At 36.5% G+C, this 21,543-nt stretch carries 21 protein-coding genes and 1 riboswitch; of the genes, 15 read left to right on the forward strand and 6 right to left on the reverse strand.

Translation table 11 applies throughout. The features are described 5' to 3' along the window. Positions 1-20: 20 nt before the first annotated feature. Positions 21-197: a hypothetical protein gene (locus CRO00_RS20105; protein WP_161946632.1), complete on the reverse strand. Its 177-nt coding sequence runs from the start codon at positions 195-197 to the stop codon at positions 21-23. Between the two features lie 145 nt (positions 198-342). Here CRO00_RS20105 and purU point away from each other — a divergent pair, with 145 nt between their 5' ends. Both purU and CRO00_RS07750 read left to right on the forward strand, forming a co-directional pair. After that, positions 343-1,245: a formyltetrahydrofolate deformylase gene (gene purU / locus CRO00_RS07745; protein ID WP_097073108.1), complete on the forward strand. Its 903-nt coding sequence runs from the start codon at positions 343-345 to the stop codon at positions 1,243-1,245. A 108-nt stretch (positions 1,246-1,353) separates the two neighbouring features. Further along, positions 1,354-2,841, forward strand: a complete 1,488-nt coding sequence (locus CRO00_RS07750; protein WP_097073109.1) for a nitrilase-related carbon-nitrogen hydrolase — start codon at positions 1,354-1,356, stop codon at positions 2,839-2,841. A 30-nt stretch (positions 2,842-2,871) separates the two neighbouring features. Here the strand turns inward: CRO00_RS07750 and CRO00_RS07755 are convergent, their stop codons facing one another. Further along, complete coding sequence (locus tag CRO00_RS07755) at positions 2,872-3,696, reverse strand: EcsC family protein (protein WP_097073110.1); 825 nt, start codon at positions 3,694-3,696, stop codon at positions 2,872-2,874. A gap of 139 nt (positions 3,697-3,835) precedes the next feature. Here CRO00_RS07755 and CRO00_RS07760 point away from each other — a divergent pair, with 139 nt between their 5' ends. The 4 genes from CRO00_RS07760 (at position 3,836) to CRO00_RS07775 (ending at position 9,131) form a co-directional block, all read left to right on the forward strand. Next, positions 3,836-4,564 carry a hypothetical protein gene (locus CRO00_RS07760; RefSeq protein WP_097073111.1) on the forward strand — a complete coding sequence of 243 codons (729 nt, stop codon included), beginning with the start codon at positions 3,836-3,838 and terminating at the stop codon, positions 4,562-4,564. 75 nt (positions 4,565-4,639) lie between these two features. Further along, a complete protein-coding gene (locus CRO00_RS07765) occupies positions 4,640-5,296 on the forward strand; it encodes a ribonuclease H family protein (RefSeq protein WP_097073112.1) in 657 nt (218 codons plus the stop codon). 378 nt (positions 5,297-5,674) lie between these two features. Beyond that, complete coding sequence (locus tag CRO00_RS07770; RefSeq protein WP_097073113.1) at positions 5,675-6,043, forward strand: DUF1801 domain-containing protein; 369 nt, start codon at positions 5,675-5,677, stop codon at positions 6,041-6,043. Positions 6,044-6,071: 28 nt separating this feature from the next. Then, positions 6,072-9,131, forward strand: a complete 3,060-nt coding sequence (locus CRO00_RS07775) for a DEAD/DEAH box helicase (RefSeq protein WP_097073114.1) — start codon at positions 6,072-6,074, stop codon at positions 9,129-9,131. Between the two features lie 14 nt (positions 9,132-9,145). Here CRO00_RS07775 and CRO00_RS07780 read toward each other — a convergent pair whose 3' ends face one another. Both CRO00_RS07780 and CRO00_RS07785 read right to left on the reverse strand, forming a co-directional pair. Continuing rightward, complete coding sequence (locus CRO00_RS07780; protein ID WP_097073115.1) at positions 9,146-9,496, reverse strand: hypothetical protein; 351 nt, start codon at positions 9,494-9,496, stop codon at positions 9,146-9,148. A gap of 58 nt (positions 9,497-9,554) precedes the next feature. Beyond that, the gene (locus CRO00_RS07785) at positions 9,555-9,734 is read right to left on the reverse strand and encodes an H-type small acid-soluble spore protein (protein ID WP_097073116.1); all 180 of its coding nucleotides are present in this window, start codon (positions 9,732-9,734) and stop codon (positions 9,555-9,557) included. Positions 9,735-9,871: 137 nt separating this feature from the next. Here CRO00_RS07785 and CRO00_RS07790 point away from each other — a divergent pair, with 137 nt between their 5' ends. Together CRO00_RS07790 and CRO00_RS07795 are read left to right on the forward strand one after the other, a co-directional pair. Continuing rightward, entirely contained in the window at positions 9,872-10,075 is a 204-nt protein-coding gene (locus tag CRO00_RS07790) for a small acid-soluble spore protein Tlp (RefSeq protein ID WP_097073117.1), read from the forward strand. A 78-nt stretch (positions 10,076-10,153) separates the two neighbouring features. Further along, complete coding sequence (locus CRO00_RS07795; RefSeq protein ID WP_161946633.1) at positions 10,154-10,780, forward strand: NAD(P)H-binding protein; 627 nt, start codon at positions 10,154-10,156, stop codon at positions 10,778-10,780. On the opposite strand, the gene CRO00_RS07800 is transcribed toward CRO00_RS07795, so the two are convergent. Both CRO00_RS07800 and CRO00_RS07805 read right to left on the reverse strand, forming a co-directional pair. Then, positions 10,777-11,346, reverse strand: coding sequence for a TetR/AcrR family transcriptional regulator (locus CRO00_RS07800; protein ID WP_161946634.1), 570 nt, complete (start codon positions 11,344-11,346; stop codon positions 10,777-10,779). The genes CRO00_RS07795 and CRO00_RS07800 overlap by 4 nt on opposite strands. 11 nt (positions 11,347-11,357) lie before the next feature. After that, positions 11,358-12,647, reverse strand: a complete 1,290-nt coding sequence (locus tag CRO00_RS07805; RefSeq protein ID WP_097073120.1) for a purine/pyrimidine permease — start codon at positions 12,645-12,647, stop codon at positions 11,358-11,360. A gap of 196 nt (positions 12,648-12,843) precedes the next feature. On the opposite strand from CRO00_RS07805, the gene CRO00_RS07810 reads away from it, so the two are divergent. From CRO00_RS07810 to CRO00_RS07840, 7 genes are all read left to right on the forward strand, one after another. Next, positions 12,844-14,790, forward strand: coding sequence for an elongation factor G (locus tag CRO00_RS07810; protein WP_097073121.1), 1,947 nt, complete (start codon positions 12,844-12,846; stop codon positions 14,788-14,790). A gap of 241 nt (positions 14,791-15,031) precedes the next feature. Next, a riboswitch (TPP riboswitch) is annotated at positions 15,032-15,129 on the forward strand. A gap of 197 nt (positions 15,130-15,326) precedes the next feature. Then, complete coding sequence (tenA, locus tag CRO00_RS07815; protein ID WP_097073122.1) at positions 15,327-16,010, forward strand: thiaminase II; 684 nt, start codon at positions 15,327-15,329, stop codon at positions 16,008-16,010. Then, entirely contained in the window at positions 15,997-16,758 is a 762-nt protein-coding gene (gene thiM / locus CRO00_RS07820; RefSeq protein WP_097073123.1) for a hydroxyethylthiazole kinase, read from the forward strand. The genes tenA and thiM overlap by 14 nt, the downstream gene beginning before the upstream one ends. Further along, the gene (thiD, locus tag CRO00_RS07825) at positions 16,746-17,567 is read left to right on the forward strand and encodes a bifunctional hydroxymethylpyrimidine kinase/phosphomethylpyrimidine kinase (protein ID WP_097073124.1); all 822 of its coding nucleotides are present in this window, start codon (positions 16,746-16,748) and stop codon (positions 17,565-17,567) included. Before thiM ends, thiD begins: the two co-directional genes overlap by 13 nt. Further along, positions 17,557-18,174: a thiamine phosphate synthase gene (thiE, locus tag CRO00_RS07830; protein WP_097073125.1), complete on the forward strand. Its 618-nt coding sequence runs from the start codon at positions 17,557-17,559 to the stop codon at positions 18,172-18,174. The genes thiD and thiE overlap by 11 nt, the downstream gene beginning before the upstream one ends. Before the next feature lie 141 nt (positions 18,175-18,315). Continuing rightward, positions 18,316-19,587: a saccharopine dehydrogenase NADP-binding domain-containing protein gene (locus tag CRO00_RS07835; RefSeq protein WP_097073126.1), complete on the forward strand. Its 1,272-nt coding sequence runs from the start codon at positions 18,316-18,318 to the stop codon at positions 19,585-19,587. 194 nt (positions 19,588-19,781) lie between these two features. Next, entirely contained in the window at positions 19,782-21,494 is a 1,713-nt protein-coding gene (locus CRO00_RS07840) for a methyl-accepting chemotaxis protein (RefSeq protein ID WP_097073127.1), read from the forward strand. The last annotated feature ends 49 nt before the right edge of the window (positions 21,495-21,543 follow it).

Below are 21,543 nucleotides of genomic sequence, written 5' to 3' on the forward strand. Positions count from 1 at the left end.
TCAAGTTGACTTCCTTTATTTTATAGACGTCGATTTCGATTCTCCGTATGTTTCTTTTTAGCTAAAGTTTCATTGGTAATGTGTTCACGACCAAATTCTTCTTTTGTTGAATGGCCCATTTTTGGTGCAGCTTTACTATTATGAAGTTGTCGATCATCGTAGTTTGAGTATTCGTCAAAATCTTTTTGTTCGTTCATGATATCATCTCCTTTCGATGATTTTAATATGAGAATTTTCCTTGCTGTTTATGTAAATAATAAATCAGCACGAAAAATGTTGCTCATTGTCAGAAAATAATAGATAATTAAAACTATTAGAAATAGATTAGGAGTGTAGTTTGTAATGCAACTTGAGCAAGAAAACAGCGTGATTAAAAAAAATTCCCAATTAGATAACCGTGCAATTTTGTTAGTAAAATGTCCAGATAAACCAGGAATTGTTTCTGTATTATCAACATTTTTATATAAACATAATGCCAACATCATCGAATCAAGCCAATATTCTAGTGACCCAGAAAATGGAAACTTTTTCATTCGTCTTGAATTCCATTGCGAAAATCTTCAAGCGAAATCAGCAGATATGGAAGAAGAGTTTGTGCATATAGCAAAAGATTATAATATGACGTATGACTTCTATTATCGAAATGAACGTCAGCGTACAGCGGTGTATGTGTCAAAAGAGCTGCATTGTTTATTGGAGTTATTATGGGAATGGCAAAATGGCGATTTAGATACGGATATTGTAGTAGTCATTAGTAACCATGAAGATGCTCGATCAATTGTAGAGTCTTACGGGATTCCATTCCACTATATCCCAGCCAATAAAGACATTCGCAAAGAGGTAGAGGCACAACAAATTCAATTAATGGAAGACTATAATGTTGATTTATTAATTTTAGCAAGATATATGCAAATTTTAACACCTGAATTTGTAGGGCATTTTGAAAATCGTATTATTAACATCCACCATTCATTTTTACCTGCATTTATTGGTGCAAGACCTTATGACCGTGCCCATAAACGTGGAGTAAAATTAATCGGTGCAACTTCCCACTATGTAACAAATGATCTAGATGAAGGGCCTATTATTGAACAAGACGTAGAGCGTGTGGATCACCGTGACGATGTGGCAACATTAAAGAAAATTGGTAGTCGAATCGAACGTCGCGTACTAGCTCGAGCAGTAAAGTGGCACTTAGAAAATCGTGTTATTGTAGAAGGTAATAAAACAATTGTATTCCATTAAGAAAAAGCGAACTTCGTGTAAAAATCGAGGTTCGCTTTTTTAACTAGAAAAATAGGGTGAATTATGTAAAAATTAACATAAATAAATTATCACTGAAAGGAATGGATAATGAACAGATTATTAATCTCCTATTTATTCGCTGCATGTTCTGGAATACTCATGTTTTTAAGTATGCCCAGTTATAATTTTGGAATTTTTGCATGGTTTGGATTAGTACCTTTATTGCTTGCACTCAAAGATAAATCCTCCCTTCAACAATATATATTAATTAATGTCACATGTATCATTTGGTCTTTCGGAACGCATATTTGGTACCCGGCAATCTTCTCGGGATGGGGCTATCTCATTATGATTGGTGCTGGCTGTTTTTACGGTGCATTTATAAAGATGGGCTATGATATGCAGGTTCGAATCAATCGTTGGTACGCGATTTTTGCAATACCAATAACTTTTAGTGTATTCGAATGGCTCAAAACCATCCTTCCTTTTACAAAAACTTGGTGGATTGAAATCATCTCCAAATCGCAATGGATGATACCCGAAACTTTACAAATTTTATCGTTAACAGGTTTTATTGGATTATCATTCTTAATTTTACTATCAAACGTTGTCATCGCAGAAATTATTAAAAATCAATTTTCATCTAAAAACATGAAAATCTTTACGTATTCATTGTTCGTATTGCCAGTAGCTAATTTCATTTTTGGCACAGTAATTATGAATGAAAATGATAAACAACTGAAAGAACAGCCGATTACAATTGGTGCTACAGTGGACCTTGTGAACCAAGATGAGGAAGTGCTTTCACTAGGGAGCGGGCAAACAGCAGGCGATGGATATTTAGCAGATACATACGAAATGAAAGAAAAAATATTTGAGATTAATGAAGAGCTATCCAAACAAATCATGAACGAAAAACGTGCTGATTTTATCGTATGGGGCGAAAATGAATTCATGAACTTAAACGATACACAATTGACAAATGATTTCCGTTCTCTTGCAAAATCGTTACATACTACGATTATTGCTGATACAGTTTGGGAAACAGAAGACACGATGTATGATACCGCTTATATGGTGGATGGGACGGGGGAAGAAATCGGTAGAACACCAAAGATTTTTACGCTTTGGGGGGAGGAGAGTTACGGATTTTCTCCTGGACCAAGAGATTATGACGTGTATGAAACAGCACACGGGAAAGTGGCGCTTGCTATATGTTGGGATCGCCATGACCAATCCATCTTAAGAAACTATGCGAAAAACGGCGCACAGTTAGCGACGATTCCGGCTGATGATGATTTTTATGGAGATAAGAGATTTCCTTACTATGCAGCAAGTGATGCCGTATTCCGAGCTGTCGAAAATCATCTTGCAATTGGTTCAGGTTCCACTTCAGGAGTTGCACAAGTGATAACGCCATATGGGGAAATGACCGCGATGAGTGGTGTGAATCAACGTCAATATATCGTAGGGGATACGTTTACGTTAGATAAGCAAACGTTCTATACACGTTTTGGAGATGTCTTTGCGTATTTGTTTGCTCTTATTTTCCTTGCCATGTTTATCGTATCTGAACGAAATAAAAGAAAAATGTAAGGGGCGGTCATTTAGACTACCCCTATCCTTTTATTCTTCTTGTGGCGATAAAGATTCATCTAATTGATTTAATTTATCATATATCCGACGTTTTCGGTAAAGCATCATTCCAGCTTCTGACACATCTTCTATCATTCCTTTATTGGCGATGGCACCGAAAATCATCCCTGCTATTGGAATCATTTGAAATAGTTTTTTCCATCCAAAATTGTCACGATAAGTAAAGAACACTTCTTGCCAACCTTTTAATTGGCTGATCATATCTTGTGATTTATCTTTCGTCTCGTTCATCGAAGACAATTCCTTTAAAATGGCTTCTTTACCAACGATATCTGCTGAAGCGAATTGCAAACATTTAACGATAAACACACGTTCTTCTTTGTTATTCGGGTCATACCCATGGATCATCGCGATTTCTTGTAACGTTTTTAAGGCAGTGCCAAGAATGACAGGGATATCAATCGCTAATGTAAATAAACCGCCAAAGCCTGTAGAAGCCCCTTGAACAGTTGCAAATTTCGCCCGTTCACTTTGTAAGGATGTGCTTAAGAAAATCATGTTTTCAATGGGCAAATTTCCAACATCTTCAATTGTTTCAATGGGAATGGATGTGGACTTTTGAATTCTTTTAAGTATAGCTTGTTCGCTTATTAAATATTTTCCGCCCGTTTGAATATAGCTCCCAAGTTCATTCACTAATACGCCAATCTTTTCTTGAATAAATTTTGGTGTGACTTTATCTAATAACTTGAAGGGTAGTCGGCCAAGCTTCTCCCAAAAAAACAATCCTTTTTGGTCGTCTTCCCATGCTTCAATTTCTTGTAAATAAGCTGATAGTTGTTCTTTAGTTTCCAAGTAGAGTTCTCCCTTATTATGTAATTACATTATTTACGAAATTTAGGTTTTGAAAGTTTCAATTTTTCATACAATAAAATTCCTAAATTTAGTATTTCACCCTTAGAAGTGCGTATATTTATATGGAGGGAGGGGGGAATTGAAACATTTGAAAGCAAATACGAATGCCATCCATCAATTCCGAAACACGCTTATTATTGATAAATATGATCCGCAAATTGTCCAGTGGGGGACGAGAAAATTTCAACAAGACTATAGCGAAAGTATTGAAGATGCCCTTATTTGGAATGTTTTTCGAAGTTTGAGACAAATTCATCCGGAATTATGGGTAAAACAATTATTTGCAAAGGGATTTCAAAAAGACTTTCCTTACTCACTAGATGACATCGAGATCTACTTATGGAAACGTGTACCCCCTCCACGAGATATTTCACAACCCCAAAGCTATTATGAACTTGATATTGTGATCGAAACAAAACAATTTGTTTGGTTTTTGCTCGCGAAATATAAAAGTGATGTTCGTGTTAATACACAACAAAACAATCAAATTATTCGAAACGTTGATGTGGGGTTAGAATATACGAAACAGCGAGATTTTTATTTTTCCCTATTGTTTTTAGATCCTTTTCATACGCCTTATGGACAAATCTTAATCAATCAATACCGTCAATCTGAAAAGGCAATTTTACAAGACCTTCCACATCGGACAACGGAAATTTCTCGGTTGGGCGGTATTAGTATTATAACTTGGAAGGATGTTCATCAGCTTTTAAAAGATATTTACCTTTATAATAAATGTCCATTTGAACGATTTATTTCGAGTCAAGCAAGCGATTGGCTCATTGCGAAAATATTAGAAGACGATTAAAAAATACGTACTATCTCGATAATTGGAAGGTTATACTTATTTGTATGACCATGGTACCAAAAGGAGGACCTATTCGTGAACATTACAATTGAATGGACATATAAAACGAAAAATGGCATTGAAACTGTTTTTCGCTCAAGTGAAATGCCACCAGCCCATGCATTAGCTATTGCCGAAGATCTTGAAAAAACCGGTCGCGTAAAAAATCTGACGTTTATTGACGAACATGATAGTACGTGGATGGCTAAAGAATTGAAGAAATATATTAAAGAAGTGGAAACAGAGCCACATAATGTACGTGTTTACTTTGATGGTGGCTTTGATATTCAAACGAGTTTTTCTGGTCTTGGCGTTGTTATTTATTATGAACAAAATGGCAAGTCTTACCGATTACGCCGCAATGCTCCTGCACAAGGTCTTGTTTCAAACAACGAAGCAGAATATGCAGCATTGCATTTAAGTATTGTTGAATTAGATCTTTTAGATGTTCACCATCAAACGGTAAAATTTATTGGCGATTCTCAAGTCGTTATAAATCAAATGAGTGGGGAATGGCCTGCTTATGAAAAAGACTTAGCAAGCTGGGCAGATCGCATTGATGAAAAATTAAATTCTCTTGGCATCACACCAGAATTTGAGTTAGTCCCTCGAAAACAAAACGAAGAAGCAGACCGTCTTGCTACACAAGCATTAAAAGGTGTTGATATTACAGGACAAATTGAACTTCAGTAAACAGTAGATGGGAAAGGTTACTTTCCTATCTGCCTGAAAATTATTTTTTTACAAAAGTACATACGATAATTCAAGGAGGAAGCTCAAAATAACGAGTTTCCTCCTTTATTACATAAATATTTTCTGGAACGGAGTAATTTTCTACTTTAATGCATGATTATTCTCTAAAATAAACGAAAAACATAGTATTGTGAAATTGTAAATGTTTTTCGTATAATAGTATATAGAGGAAAGTTTCATGTGTAGACTTCTTTGAATAAGATGATTGGGATCGTTACATTAAATTGCACTTACCATGATGTAACAAGTTAAACTTGCGATTACAAAGTTAGTAATCGTTTTTTTCATATAGTAGAATGACTCTAAAGGAGCATGGTCATGACAAATAAATTAAGAACTATTGAAATCGTTGATCAGTACATTGACAAATTACCAGAAGAAATACAGCAAATCACTGTAGAATTACGTAAAATTATTTTGGATTCATCACCACATTTAAAAGAAGAATTTAAATGGTCGATGCCAAATTACTCTTATAATGGGCTTGTTTGTTATTTACAACCTGCCAAAAACCATGTAAATCTCGGTTTTCATCGAGGAAATGAACTGAAAAATAAAGAGTGGGGTCATTTTTTACATGGTACAGGAAAGTCGATGAGGCATATTCAAATTAACAATATGCAAGAAATTCAAAAAGACGCTTTTACATCTTTAATTAAAATTGCCGTCGCATTAAATCACGATTAAACTTTAAGGAAGAAAGGAGGCGGAAATCATGAATATAACTATAACTCAAAAACGCATTATCGATCTGTGTGGTACCGTCTCCTTCAAAAAAGGCGACTACTTTTATCGGGGAAATAAAGTACACATTCTAAAAAACGAGCCGGATATTTGTGAAGCAGTTGTTCAAGGTGTAGAAAATTTTCATGTAACAATAAAAAACACTAATGGAAATCTCCAATCAACGTGTAGCTGTTCTTCATTATTAACGTTTAAAAAGGCTTGTCAACATGTGGCGGCTACATTCATTGCATTAAAAGAACAGCAACTAACAAATGGGTTCATGTCAATTTTTGAAAATAAACCGAAACAAAAAAGAGGGCATCAACAATTTTTTGAAACACGGGAAGAATTGGATGTCGAGTTTTTATTAGCGCCTATTCACACAGGGTATGATCATTTCTTTGCATTAGAGATGAGGATTCATGAGTTTGTTGTAAACATTCGGGACTTATTTAAAAAAAATGTTGTTAAAATAACTTCTTCCTTTACATATGACCGAGAGAAACACTGTTTTTCTAAGGAAGTTGATGAGATATTGTCTATTTTAAATGAAATTGTACATGATGAAATTGACTATGAGATTTCAAAAAGTTTAATCATTCCACCATCATCCTTTGAACGGTTGATTCCTTTGATGAAAAACACTCCGAATTTTTCCCTTCAGCACTATCCAATTTCTATAATCGATGGCCCACTTCCCATTCACTTTTGCCTCGAAAAAGCAGAAGATCACTATCTATTATTCGTAAATGGATATGAATTTTTAACCGTTTTTCATGGTTATGGCTGTGTGCTATTTGAGGGGAAGTTATATTTATTACAGGCAGAGGACTTTGATCGTTTTACTGAGATAATGAAAATCATTCCAAATGATGAACTCGTTATCGAAAAAAATCAGCTGGATCATTTTTTAAACAATGTGGTACCTAAAATTAATCGAATTGGGGAGTTTCAATTATCAAGCGCGGTCCAAGCTGAGATGAGGAAAACGCCTTTAGTTGCAAAATTATATTTAGATCGGTTGAAAAATCGTCTTCTTGCAAGTATAGAATTTCATTATGAAAACGTTGTGATTCAGCAGTTAGAACATCGAGAATTTCCCAATAGGATTATACGGGATTTGGCTAGTGAAGAGAACATTCTTACGCTCATGAGGGATAGTGGGTTTACTATTACAGAGGGCGGCTATTATATGCAAAATGAAGAGCTTGAATATGACTTTTTATATCATGTTCTGCCCAAACTGAGCCCATTAACGCAAATTTATATGACGACAGCTGTTCGAACGCGTCTCGTAAAGGAACATGTTTTCCCAAAAATTCGCGTAAAGGTACAAAAGGAACGGACGGATTGGCTCGAATTTAAGTTTGAAATGGATGGGATAAAAGATCGGCAAATTCAAGAATTCCTAAAGGCTCTAAAATTGAAACAAAAATATTATCGTTTGCCAAATGGGTCGCTTTTATCATTAGAAACAAAGGAAATGGAGGAAATTCACCGTTTCTTAAATGAGATTCCTGAGCAGGAGACGAACTACGAGGCAACCTTTAATATACCAATTACGGAAAGTTTGAAGTTCTTGGATATAATCGAAGACAGTGACGCCTTTATGGCAGAGCAATCTTTCCGCGATTTTGTAAACCAATTACTACACCCAGAAAAACTAACTTTTGAAGTTCCTGATTTAAACGCGATTTTAAGGGACTATCAAAAACAAGGATATCAATGGATGAAAGCTCTGTCACAATACGGGTTTGGCGGCGTTTTAGCAGATGATATGGGGCTTGGCAAAACGTTACAAAGTATCACATTTATTGTTTCAGAACTAGGTACGATTCGACAGTCGGGTGAGCCCGTATTGATTGTCTGCCCATCCTCTTTAACTTATAACTGGCTTGGGGAAATGATGAATTTTGCTCCACAAATACAAGCAATTATTATCGATGGGAAAAAGGAAGAGCGAGAAAGACTTCAAAAAGAACTTGAGAACATTGATGTAATTATCACTTCGTATCCATTGCTTCTACGAGATCGAAAGTGGTATGAAAATCAAAAATTCCATACTGTTTTTTTTGACGAAGCACAAAACTTTAAAAATCCGATGACTCAAACCTTTAAAGTAGTAAAAAATATACAGGCAACAAACCGTTTTGGCCTAACTGGAACGCCAATCGAAAATTCATTGGAAGAGCTTTGGGCGATTTATCATGTAGTGTTTCCACATTTATTTCAAAAGCTGGAGGATTTTAGTTATTTGCCAAGAAAAAACATTGCGCGGAAAGTACGACCATTTTTACTTCGACGCACAAAAAATGATGTGCTAACTGAATTACCTGGAAAAGAGGAAACAATTGTTGTATCAGAACTTGAAGCAGAACAAAAAAAGCTTTATGCTGCATTTTTATCCAAGTTGCGCCATGATGCTTTTAAAGCTTTGGACCAAAATACGTTTCATCAAAATCGGATACGCATTTTAGCTGGGCTAACTAGGTTACGACAAATTTGCTGTCATCCGGCACTTTTTGTGGATGGGTATGAAGGAAGCTCGGCAAAATTTGAACAGCTCCTACAAATACTTGAAGAATCACGGGTTTCAGGTAGACGAGTATTAATTTTCTCTCAGTTTACAAAAATGCTACAAATGATAGGTAGGGAATTAACGAATAATGGGCAAAGCTTTTTTTACCTTGATGGACAAACCCCTTCAGAGGAACGAGTAGAACTTTGTCATCGGTTTAATGAAGGACAACGGGATATTTTCCTGATTTCGTTAAAAGCAGGGGGAACTGGGCTTAACCTTACTGGTGCAGATACGGTCATTTTGTATGATTTATGGTGGAATCCTGCAGTGGAACAACAGGCAATGGACCGTGCATATCGAATGGGGCAAAAAAGAGTCGTTCAAGTCATTAAAATGATTGCAAAAGGGACCATCGAAGAAAAAATGTATGAACTTCAGGAGAAAAAGAAAGATTTGATTTCGAGTATTATCGAACCAAGAGACTCTACATTAACCGTGGAAGATATACGAGAAATTTTGATGATTTAAAGGAGTAGTATGTTTTAGTATAGTTCTTCTCCAATCTGCATCATCAATTTATCAATCTTCTTTACAAGTTTTTTTACACTGTAAAAATAAAGGACAACTTCTTTTGAATCGTCCTCAATATGGATTTCTGCAATGATTCGAATGTTTGTAGGTTTTCCTTTAAAAATGACTTCGAAAGTTCCAAGTTCTTTTTGTTCGTGATCTTCTTTCATAAGATGAATTTCTGACAAAATGCCTTCTATCTCTTTATTATTAAACCCCGAATCTAGAAAATCCCTCGAAACTTGGTGGAGGAAGGGCTCAACATTTTCAATATCGAAATTTAACCCAGCTGCATATCGCGCTTCTTTCTTTCTTGAAAACAAAAAAACACACTCCTTTTAGAAAATTGTGAGAACAAATACTGCTCTCACAATTTTTATTTTAATGCTCCACTAAATCATTTAATGCCACTTCTTGTTCTTTTTCGGGATCATCAAGGGGATAAATGCGAGCTGTCCCTTTGTCTGCATCTACATGTTGAATATACACTCGTTGTCCATTAAACAAAATATTTGCAATTTCACCGGATTCGGTAATTTCTTGTGCTCTTTGAACGTTCATTGATGTATCCTCCTCACTAAAGTTTTGCCATGTTATTATTCACACTTTACTTGAAAAAATTCTGTTTAAGTATAAATGCAATAAACAATACCAAACTAAAACTGTGTTTGAAAATGATTTTTAGGAGGTTTTTTATTATGAAACAAAACCCACAAAAAATTGCAGGTAGACCGAAAAAATTTGTGAGTAAGGAAGAAATGATTGAAAATACATTAGATAATATGCGTGAAGCCGAAATAAGTATGGAGTTTGCCGGTGAAGAAGAGCTTGAACACCTACAAGAAAAAAATGAGCGCCGTAAACATCAAATTCAAAGAATGAAAAATGAACCTCTTACTTAGTAGTTTCCGGCTGTGTTAAAGGGTTAACACAGCCTCTTTTTAAATCTGTTACCGGACGAAAGAAAGGTTGTGCAGCAATTGAACATTCTCATTGTTGGTGCAAATGGTCAAACAGGAAGGCAATTAATAAAAAACATTACTGAGCACAATCATCATATGGCTGTTGCTTTAGTTAATAATGCTGTCCAACAAGCATATTTTATCGATATGGGAATTGACACACGAATTATCAACCTTGACCAAAAAGTAACGGAAATTGTAAAGGTTTTAAAAAATATTAATGCACTTGTTATTATAGGTAGCCTCGATGAAAAGAACAAAGAAACGCTCATTGAGATTGATGACATGCTGAAACTAATGGATGCAGCGACATATGCTGGAGTAAAACGGTTTATTTACCTCAGTACTTTTGAAACGCGGGAAATACCACTTTATTTCCGTCCAATATTCATTCAAAATCATTATATTGAAAAATGGTTAAAAATATCTCGGTGTCATTATACAATTATTCATGCAGGAACGTTGGTTGACAAAAAGGGGACAGGGCTTGTTGAAGTTGGCCCAAATATTCAACACAGGGAAATTGCAAAAGAAGATGTCGCGAAATTTATTTTAGCTTGTTTAGAAAGTGACGCTACCATTTGCAAAGAAATAAAAGTTGTATCAGGAAAAATCCCGATACAACAAGTGATAAGCTCTATTTAAGTGATTCCTTTCATCACTTGGTTAATTAATGAATCAACATAAGTTGAATCGACTTCTTTTTTATAAATTAATAGTCGAAAGTAAACAGGGCCATAAAACATATCTAAAACAATGTCTAAATGGATTGAAGGTTGGATTTCCCTTTGTGCAATTGCCGCTTTTAACAGTATTCGGGATTCTTCACGGCGAGGCTTTAAATATTCCGTATAAAATTTATTGGCAAGTTCGGAATTTACGCCACTTTCTGCAACAAGAGAGATGATTGTTCTTCCTAGAGAACTATTTAGCACGCTAGATAGGTTGTATAAATGTTGTCTGAAATTTTCACGGAATGTAGTATTTTCATGAAATTTCAAATTTGAATTGACCGACATTAAAAAGGCATCAAGAACTAAAAAAGTTTTATGACTCCACCAACGATAAATGGTCGCTTTCCCAACTCCAGCTGTATTTGCAATTCTTTCAATTGTTAAATCAGAAAAGGGTGTTTCTTCAAGCAACTGAATGACAGCTTGCAAAATCGCCGTTTTGGATGCTTCACTCCGCGGTCTTCCAATACTTTTCATCTTCACACCCCTCATTTAGTCTTCCAAACATGTTCTAATATTAGTGCAGTGATTAATCCGACCATAACCCCATTGCTAATAACATATTGCAATAATGGTGGAAAGGCGGAAATTACCACTTCAGGTAAAAACATCACGCTAATGCCTAAAGATAAAGAGATGCTTAAAATAGTGATGCGTCTTTGGTCGAGTGGTTCTTTGAGTACTGTACTTATTCCAATTCCCGCCATCGTTGTATACGAAGCAAGCATGGCACCATTGGCAATCGGTCCTGGAAGCATTGCGAAAATCGTATAAATGGAAGGGAAAAAAGCAATGAAAGCTAAAAGGAAACTCGCGATGATGTAAGGTTTCATTTTATTTTGCCCTGTCATTTGTACAAAACTTGCCGTAACTGTATATGGGACTACACCGACGACCGAAAAGATTGCGGAAATGATAGTGTTGGCACCACTGATGACGCCTGCACTTTTTAAAGTACCTTCCTTTCGATGTTCGTTTTGGGTGCTTAAAACATGCTTCATTGCCGCGATACTAGCAATAATACTTAAAATTAAAACAATTGCAACGAGAATCGCTGAAACAATCATACTAGTATCAATTTTAGGTGGTCCCCAAGCGAAAATTTCGGGAAATGAAATGATGGAGTCTTTTTTAGGAAATGAATGCGTACCAAAGAACAAAATAAATAGAACTGATCCAATCACCATTCCAATGAGAACAGCATAACTTTTTAGCCAACCTTTCCCCCAAACTCCTAGAAAAAGAACAAGTAGAAACGTACCAAAAGAGAGAAGAACCACGCCCATTTGGATGGACGTAGACGTTGGATTCACATCAAACATCCCCTCTAGAAATATGCTACACAATTGAAACCCGAGAATTGTTAAGTAAACACCATTTACTAATGGTGTAAAATATGTGAGTAATTTTGTCATCCATCCGGTTATGCTTACAACTAACAGAATGATTCCTGCTAAAATCATCGCACCTTCTAGCAACTGTAATGAATTGTTGACGTGACTAACCCCTTCAATCATTGCCATCTGACCCATTAATGTAAAAATGGCGAGCCAAATTCCTGCTGGTCCATCTGGTATCGGGAGGCGATGTCCTAAAAAGCCAGATAATAAACTAGAGAGGCCAACTACAAAAAATGTTCTTTGCATTAGACCGGAAATTTCTTCTGGTGGAAGTTGAAAAACTTGCCCAACGATAATGGGGATGGTTAACGAATTTGCTAGTAAGAAAATAAACCATTGTAGTGCGCCAATACTTGTGTCTAACTTTGATAGTTTCATAGAGAATTCCTCACAATTTGGAAAGTTTACACAATTATAAAACGAGACGTATCGTTTTGTATATATTATTTATTTGTGTGTTTAATAGATAATAATATTATGTCTACTAAAATAATTTGCGGGTTTTTATTTTTGGTTTGGGTTACTTTACATCTGTTACAATAACGTTATGAAATTAGTGGAAAAGAGGATTTTTATGTTTAAAACAATTGGGGTACTTGCTCACGTTGATGCGGGGAAAACAACTTTTTCAGAGCAACTCCTTTACCATACACAAAGTATAAAAGAAAGGGGACGAGTGGATCACCAAGATGCCTATTTAGATAATCATAGCATTGAACGTAGACGGGGAATTACGATCTTTGCTGAGCAAGGTCGAATTCAGTTTAACGGAGATACTTATACGTTAATTGACACACCTGGACACGTCGACTTCTCTCCTGAAATGGAACGTGCTATTAGTGTGATGGATTATGCAATTTTAATTATTAGTGCAGTTGATGGAATTGAAGGTCATACGGAAACGGTTTGGCACTTGTTACGACAACATCATGTTCCCACGTTTATTTTTTTGAATAAAATTGATCGTGACGGAGCAAGCATTGAAAACGTAATGAAAGAAATCCAAAAAGACTTTTCTGAAGATGCTTTTTATTTGGCTGAGCCGCTCAATGAAAACTATCTACCAGAAGACGTATTGGAATGGATTGCAGAACGTGATGAATTTCTTCTAGAGCAATATATGGAAGGCGATATTGAGTACGCTGCTTTCTTTACAAAACTACAAGAAATGATAAAGGATGAACGAGCATTTATTTGTATGGTTGGTTCCGCATTGAAAGATATCGGAGTGAAGGAATTTTTCGAGCAACTTGCGATTTTAACTCCTACGAACTATCAAAGTGATGGTCCGTTTCAAGGGAAAGTTTTTAAAATTCGGCACGATGAACTGAATCAACGAATTACGTTTATCAAGGCGCTGAATGGAACTTTACATGTTCGAGATGAGATTCATTATGATGAAGTGTCGGAAAAAGTTACTGAAATCCGGCTTTATAACGGCAATAAATTTGATGCCGCGCAACAGGTTGAGGCGGGGGAAATATTTGCGGTAAAAGGATTGTCGGGAGCAGAAATTGGTGATATGGTTGGCGGAAACTTTGCTCGAGATGAATTTGAACTTGTGCCCACATTGCAAGCAAAAGTTGTTTATTCAGGTACTGAACATATTAAGGAAATATTACGTTACTTCCGAATGTTGGAAGCAGAAGAACCAACATTGCGTGTGGTGTGGAGTGAAAAATTTCAAGACATTCATGTTCACGTCATGGGGGTTATTCAACTTGAAGTGTTGATTGAGGTGGCGAAAGAACGATTTCAAATTGATATCGTGTTTGAGGATCCGAAAATTTTATACATGGAAACGATTAATAATTGTGTAACGGGTTATGGACATTTTGAGCCACTGAAACATTATGCGGAAGTTCATTTGAGAATGGAACCTGCACCTAGAGGTAGTGGACTCAAGTTTGAAAATGCTTGCCACGCGGATGATTTATCAGTTGGTTATCAACGCTTAATTGAGAAGCATTTGTTTGAACGAGATCATCATGGGTTATTAACCGGTTATCCGATTACAGATATTGGTTTTACGTTGCTAACAGGACGAGCTCATAACAAGCATACGGAAGGTGGAGATTTCCGTGAAGCCACTTTCCGCGCACTTCGCCAAGGTCTTGAACAGGCAGAAAATGTTTTACTAGAACCATACTACCGCTTTAAGATGAAGGCAGAATTGACTCATCTAGGTCGCATGATGACAGACATTCAGCAAGCAAGTGGCACCTTTGAAACTCCTGAAATGAATGAGAATCAAGTCACTGTTATGGGGAGAGCACCTGTTTCGACCTTTATGAACTATAGTACGATTTTTGCCGCTTATACAAACGGTAAAGGAGCGCTGTCACTTCAATTTGACGGCTATGATCTTTGTCATAATGCAGAAGAAGTGATTGAACAAATTGGCTATAGGAAAGATGCTGATCCCGAGTATTCTTCTTCAAGTATTTTTTGTGCAAAGGGGAAGGGCTATTCTGTACCATGGAATGAGGCGGAAGCGGCGATGCATTGTTTGAAAAAGTGATTTGGATTTATTTCCCGAGCGAAAGAATGTATTTCCCGGACGAAACGGTGGATTTCCCGAGCAAAACAGTATTTCCCGGACGAAACGGTTAATTTCCCGAGCAAAACAGTATTACCCGGTCAAAACGAGTCATTTCCCGAGCAAAACACTCTATTTCCCGGTCAAAACAAGTTTGCTCGCATTTTAAATAATCTCTCAAACTTGAATAATCAGAAAACTATGCTAGAATGAACATAATTAGAATATTTGCAGGGGGGGCACTCGTGCCTGAGAAGGTTAAAACCTGACCCTTTGAACCTGTTCGTTAGTACGATCGTAGGGAGCAAAGTACAAATTTAGCATAAGTGTATGCTTATTTTTTTACTGTACATGTAGCTCTCCATTTTTTGGAGGGCTTTTTCTTTGCCAAATATCTCTAATTGCTAACTAACCGTAAATCAGACGAAGGGAGCAATTTATGAAGAGAAGCGCCTACTCGTCATCATATGAGAAGGGCGTTTTTTGTTTTCCTACGTCCATTTAGAGGAGGAAGAAAGATGACATTTTGTGAAGAAGTTCGAAAAGAAACAGATTTGTATTGGGAAGGAAGCTTCAACCATCCTTTTGTAAGAGGTTTGGTAGATGGTAGTCTTCCAATCGAAAAATTTAAGTATTATATGTTGCAAGATGCTTATTATTTAAAGCACTACACAAAAATATTAGCCATCGCAGCTTCAAAATCTCACACGAATGATGAAATTACTTATTTTTTAAATTCTGCGCGTTTTATCAATGAAGCAGAACTGGAATTGCATCGAACGGTTTTCAAGGAATTACAAGTATCTGAAGAGGAAATTGAACATTTTGATCCAGCTCCAGCTGCTTATAACTATGTAAGTCATATGTATAATGCGGTTCATAATGGGGATGTGGCAGAGGCCTTTGCAGCGATGTTCCCATGTCCGTGGTTGTATCAAGAAATTGGCGAAAAATATAAAGATGCCAAACCTGGAGTGAAGTTATATGAAGAATGGATTGCGATGTATAGTAATCCGGAATTTAAAGAATCCATTGAAAATCAAAAAGCGATGATGAATCGATACGCAGAACAGAATCCAGAAAAAATACGAGTATTTAAATCCCACTTTTTAAAGAGTTGTTATTATGAATGGAAGTTTTGGGAAATGCCTTGGACACTAGAAAATTGGGAGCAGGAGGTAAAACAATATGACTTTGTCTAAAATCCGTGAAAAGAACCCGCTTGTACATTGTATTACAAACTATGTTGTTGCAAATTTTACAGCAAATGGCTTACTTGCAATTGGGGCATCTCCTGTAATGGCTGATGAAGTGGAAGAAGTCGAGGAAATGGTGTCGATTGCAAGTGCTCTATTAATTAATATTGGGACGCTTAATACTAGAACGCTAGAGTCCATGATAAAAGCTGGAAAAAAGGCAAATGAGCTTAATATTCCTGTTGTGCTTGATCCAGTTGGTGTTGGGGCGACAACATTCCGACAACTTGCTGTGGCTAAAATTTTAAAAGAAGTTGATATTCAATTAATCCGCTGTAACCCTGGAGAACTAGCTTCACTTGCAGGTGTAACTTGGCAAGCAAAGGGCGTTGATAGTGGAGAAGGCGAAATGGACGTCCAAACGGTTGCTCAGCAAGTGGCATCCAAATTCGATTGTCTAGTAATTGTTACCGGCGAGTCTGATTACTTAACGAATGGCGAAAAGGAACATTGGATTTCAGGTGGACATGTTCTTATGACACAAGTGACAGGTACAGGCTGTTTATTAAGTGCGATTTGTGCAGCAACTTTAGCACTTGAAGGCGACCCAGTATCCAATTTATTTGAAACGTTAACTGACTACAAACGTGTCGCAGATATTGCCAGTGAGCATCTTTTACTCGGGTCATTCCAAGAAAACGTGTTAAATGAATTACATTCGATTTCAAGAGGTGCTGTGGAATGGACGTTGTAATGACAATTGCGGGCTCTGACAGTGGGGGTGGAGCAGGCATTCAAGCAGATATAAAAACATTCCAAGAGTTAAAAGTATTTGGAACTTCGGTAATCACGGCATTAACGGCTCAAAATACATTAGGTGTGGAAGCTATTTTTCCGACCACTCCTGATTTTGTATCGCAACAAATGACAGCGGTTTTCAATGATTTTGATGTCAAAGCGTTAAAAACAGGCATGCTTTTTTCAGATGAAATAATTGAGTGCGTTGCCGACAAAATTCAAGAGATGGAACTTCAAATAGTAGTGGATCCCGTGATGATTGCAAAGGGAGGGGCTAGTTTATTGCAACAAGAAGCTGTCTACGCGTTAAAGACAAAATTGTTACCAATTGCTACGGTCCTAACGCCGAACATTCCAGAAGCTGAAGTGATTACTGGAATGACAATGAATACACAATCCGATATTCAACATGCTGCAGAATCAATTTTAGAAAAAGGTGTTCAATGTGTGGTCATGAAAGGTGGGCACCTTGAAGATGATGAGTTTGCAACAGATTCGGTGTTCCTTTCAAATGGCACCTCTTTTAAAATGTCGAGCAAACGCATTGCTACAAAACATACCCATGGAACAGGCTGTACTTTTTCAGCTGCGATGACGGCATTTTTAGGAAAAGGTTTGTCGTTGCAAGAAGCAATACTTGAAGCGAAAAAATTTGTACAACTAGCCATTGAACATCCATTAAATTTAGGGCATGGGCACGGTCCAACAAATCATTTTGCTTATCAAAATCATCGGAATTACGAGGTGATGATAAGTGAAGCGTAGTGATTTGGCAGTGTATTTTATAATGGGAACTGAAAATTGTAAGGAAAATCCTCTATCAGTTTTGGAAGATGCACTAAAATCTGGAATTACAATGTTCCAGTTGCGAGAAAAAGGGGCAAAAGCATTAAAAGGGGAAGCTTATGAAACATTTGCGTTAACCTGTCAAAGTTTATGTAAAGAGTATGCTATCCCGTTTATTATAAATGATGATGTGGAACTGGCAATAAAAATCAATGCAGACGGTGTTCACGTTGGGCAAGAAGATAAGCCGCTAGCCCAAATTCGAGAACAATTGAAAGGAAAAATTGTGGGTGTTTCTGTTCACAATGAAGAAGAAATGAAGTTAGCAGTAGCAGGAGGGGCAGATTATGTTGGAATTGGCCCGATTTATGAAACGCAATCAAAAGCGGATGCCAAACCTGCTGCAGGAGTTTCATTTTTGTCGAAAGCACGTACGGATTATCCAGATTTCCCGATTGTCGGAATTGGCGGCATCACGACCAACAACGCATTAGAAGTGCTCCGGGCAGGGGCAGATGGGGTTGCAGTGATTTCTGCCATTTGTCAAAGCTCAAACCGCGGTCAAACGATTAATCAATTAAAATAAATTCTTTAAGTGTACAATTTCCGAGTTGTACACTTTTATTTTATTTTGAATAGGCGAATCTCACACTTTAATAGTTTTCTACCTAAACAGGTTCTATTAAAATTCATATGCTTTAAGTAGAAGGCGAGGTGAATCATATATATGACAAATCGTACTAGTGATATTACTATTTTAGGTAGCGCGGGTGGTGTTGCAAAAGCAATACTATCCATTCTAAACAAATCAGCCGTTGATCCAACTGACCCCATTCATATAGTCCTTGCACAATGTAAACTTCACCTAATTGATATAAAGCCTGTGGACAAACAACAATATTTTCAGCTCTTTCCTAATTTAAAAAAGAAATTTGTTTTTCACCAGCTGGATTTAAGTCAAAAGGATAAATTAATCTATCTTTTAAAGATAACGAAAACTTCTTTAGTCATCGATGTTTCTTGGGCAGACACTGCAGAAATGTTAGAAGCATGTAACAGTTTAGGCATTGGCTATGTAAATTCTGCCCTTGAAAATCCGTATATCGATGAAAATGAAGACTTATTTGCAGGATTTGGCCTCATTGAACGATTGAACTGGATGGAAGGAAAAAGACATCGCATTACAAATACAAAAGCGATTCTTTGTTCCGGAATGAATCCAGGGGTTGTACAATGGATGGCCATAGAATTATTGAATAATAAGCCGGTCGATGCGTATCCGTTAGCCTGTTTCATCGTTGAACATGATAATTCTTTCTTCAAAGATAAAAATGTAGCGAAGAAAAATGTCGTTTATACTACTTGGTCCCCTGAATGTTTCCTCGATGAAGCCATTCTTAGTTACCCGATGTTCATGAAGCATCAAACGCCACTATTCCTTTACGAAAAGGTTTACGATCTCGAATTTAAAGTGAAATTAGGTGACAAACAATTTTACGGTTGTTTAATGCCCCATGAGGAAGTTTACACGTTAGGAAAATTGTTGAATATGGAAAGTGGTTTTATTTACAAAGTGAATGAGCATACAACAAAACTCATTCGCTCCAATATAAAAAATGTAGATCAGATTTGGGACTTCGAAATGAAAGTTTTGAATCCTTTAGAAAGTGAGTTAGAAGGCGAAGATTTATGTGGTGTGTTAATGGTTTATAAAGATAAAGAGCAGTATATGTACAATGTGTTATCAAATAAAGAGATTTTCGAGAAGTATCAAATGAATGCAACTTATTTTCAAGTAGCATGCGGACTTTTTGCATCTCTAGCTGTCTTGTTGCTTGATGATATTCCAAAAGGTGCCCACTATGTCGATGAACTTCTACTGAACAACCAAACGAACTATGGAAAATATTTAAAACATTATATGACAGATTTTGTCATTGGTGAAAACGATAAGTCAGACGGTTTATTATTAGATCGAATGAGAAAATTTAAAGATTAACAAATAGGGTCCATCGTGATATGGACTCTTTTTACATATTTTTACAAAATCTTAGGCTATATGTCAATTACATGACAAATTTCATAAAAAAACTCGATAAATATCTAAACATTCTTCCTCAATACATCTTTTCATAGTATGATAGACTAGAGTTTTTAATACTAGAATGGTTCTCTAGAAGGTGGTAAGAAAAAATGAAATTTATGCAGACATTAACGTTTAAATTAGGAACGATCATCGCAGGAATTCTTGTTGTCATGCTTGCAATTACTTCTGCCGCTACATATTATACTGCGTACGATAAACTTTATGAGGCTGCCGGGATTGAAGCTTACGGATGTGCCAATATTACGACGGGTTTAATTAACCCAGCTGTACTTGATAAAGCACTAAACGACGACATGGCAGCAAAAGAGAGTATTAGTGAACAACTGAATTGGACAATCGATCATAAAGAAATTTTTGAAACTCAATACATATTAGACCTAGATGGCAATGTACTCGCCCTTGATAATAATTTAAAAGAAAAAGGGGTCAATATTGGCGATAAGTTTTATATCGATGAAAAAGCGATTTCCATGTTACTCGAAATGGGGCACCCGACTTATTCTGAAGCATATGAACATGCAGGGATGGAACGTTTATCAGGATATGCGCCGATTTATAAAGACCATGACCCTACAAAAGAAATTATTGCCATCAACGTTATCGATTTTGATGCTAAAATCGTAACAGAAAGAACGTGGGGAGTTGTAAGTCAAGGGATTTTAATTAGTATCATTCCTATGCTTTTAGCTTCGATGGTAACTGGTTTGTTAATTTACCGTAAAACAAAACCGATTAGTCAGTTAATTGAACAAGCAAAACAATTAGCAGATGGGAACTTAACGGTAACTGAAACACAGATAAAAGGAAAAGACGAAATTGCCGATTTATCCAATACATTAAATCAAACGGCATCGAATTTACAATCCATCATCTCTACTATGCGTTCGACTTCCAATCAATTAACAACGAACGCCACGGAAACAGCAAGCACATTAACTGAAATGAATTCTGCAGTTCAAATGGTGGCAGATCATATTGAAGATGTAACAGGTGCAATGCGAGATGGTATGTATAATGCAGATAATGCGTCAAACGTTTTAACTTCACTAGCTGATAATTTACAAAGTATGAAAGCTAGAGCGGATCAAACAGTCGTTAACTCTAATGAAACGATGAAAATTGCCAATGAAGGGGAAAAACGTGCACAAGAAATTAGTGCAGATATGGAAAAAATTCGCAATGGTTCCCAAGAAGTAAGTAACACGATTCAACATTTAGTTGATTCTGCAACGAAAATTCAAACGATTACAACAGCAATCTCTTCTATCGCTTCCCAAACTAACTTATTGGCGTTAAATGCGTCCATTGAAGCTGCAAGAGCAGGGGAGCATGGAAAAGGCTTTGCAGTAGTTGCAGAAGAGGTTCGTAAACTAGCGGAACAATCGAACAAAGAAGTAACAGAAGTCGAAAAACTTGTAAAAGACATAATGGAACGCATTGGGAATGTGATGATTTCTTCTAGCGAAAATGGGAAGTTTATTGAAAAAGGTGCACAAACAGTACAATTAACTGCTGATGCTCTCCACAATATTTCCACTGCCGTTTCTGAAACGGTAAATGATATTACAAATATTTCCGATTTATTATCGTCTGAAACAGAAAAGTCGGATACAATCGTTGAAATGATTCATGAGTTAACACAATCGATTCACGAAATAGAGAATACGATGAAAGGTATTTCAGCAGCTGCCCAAGAAACAACAGCGAGTATTCAAGATATTTCTCATCGTTCATTTGAATCAACGAAAATGGCAGAAGAACTTGAAACTTCTGTGAAAATGTTCCAACTGAAAGAATAGTATTGGAGAATCCAGTGTCCTTGAAGGTTTGGGATACTGGGTTTTTTCT

Origin of the sequence: Ureibacillus xyleni (assembly GCF_900217795.1) — a bacterium.
GTDB lineage: Bacteria > Bacillota > Bacilli > Bacillales_A > Planococcaceae > Ureibacillus > Ureibacillus xyleni.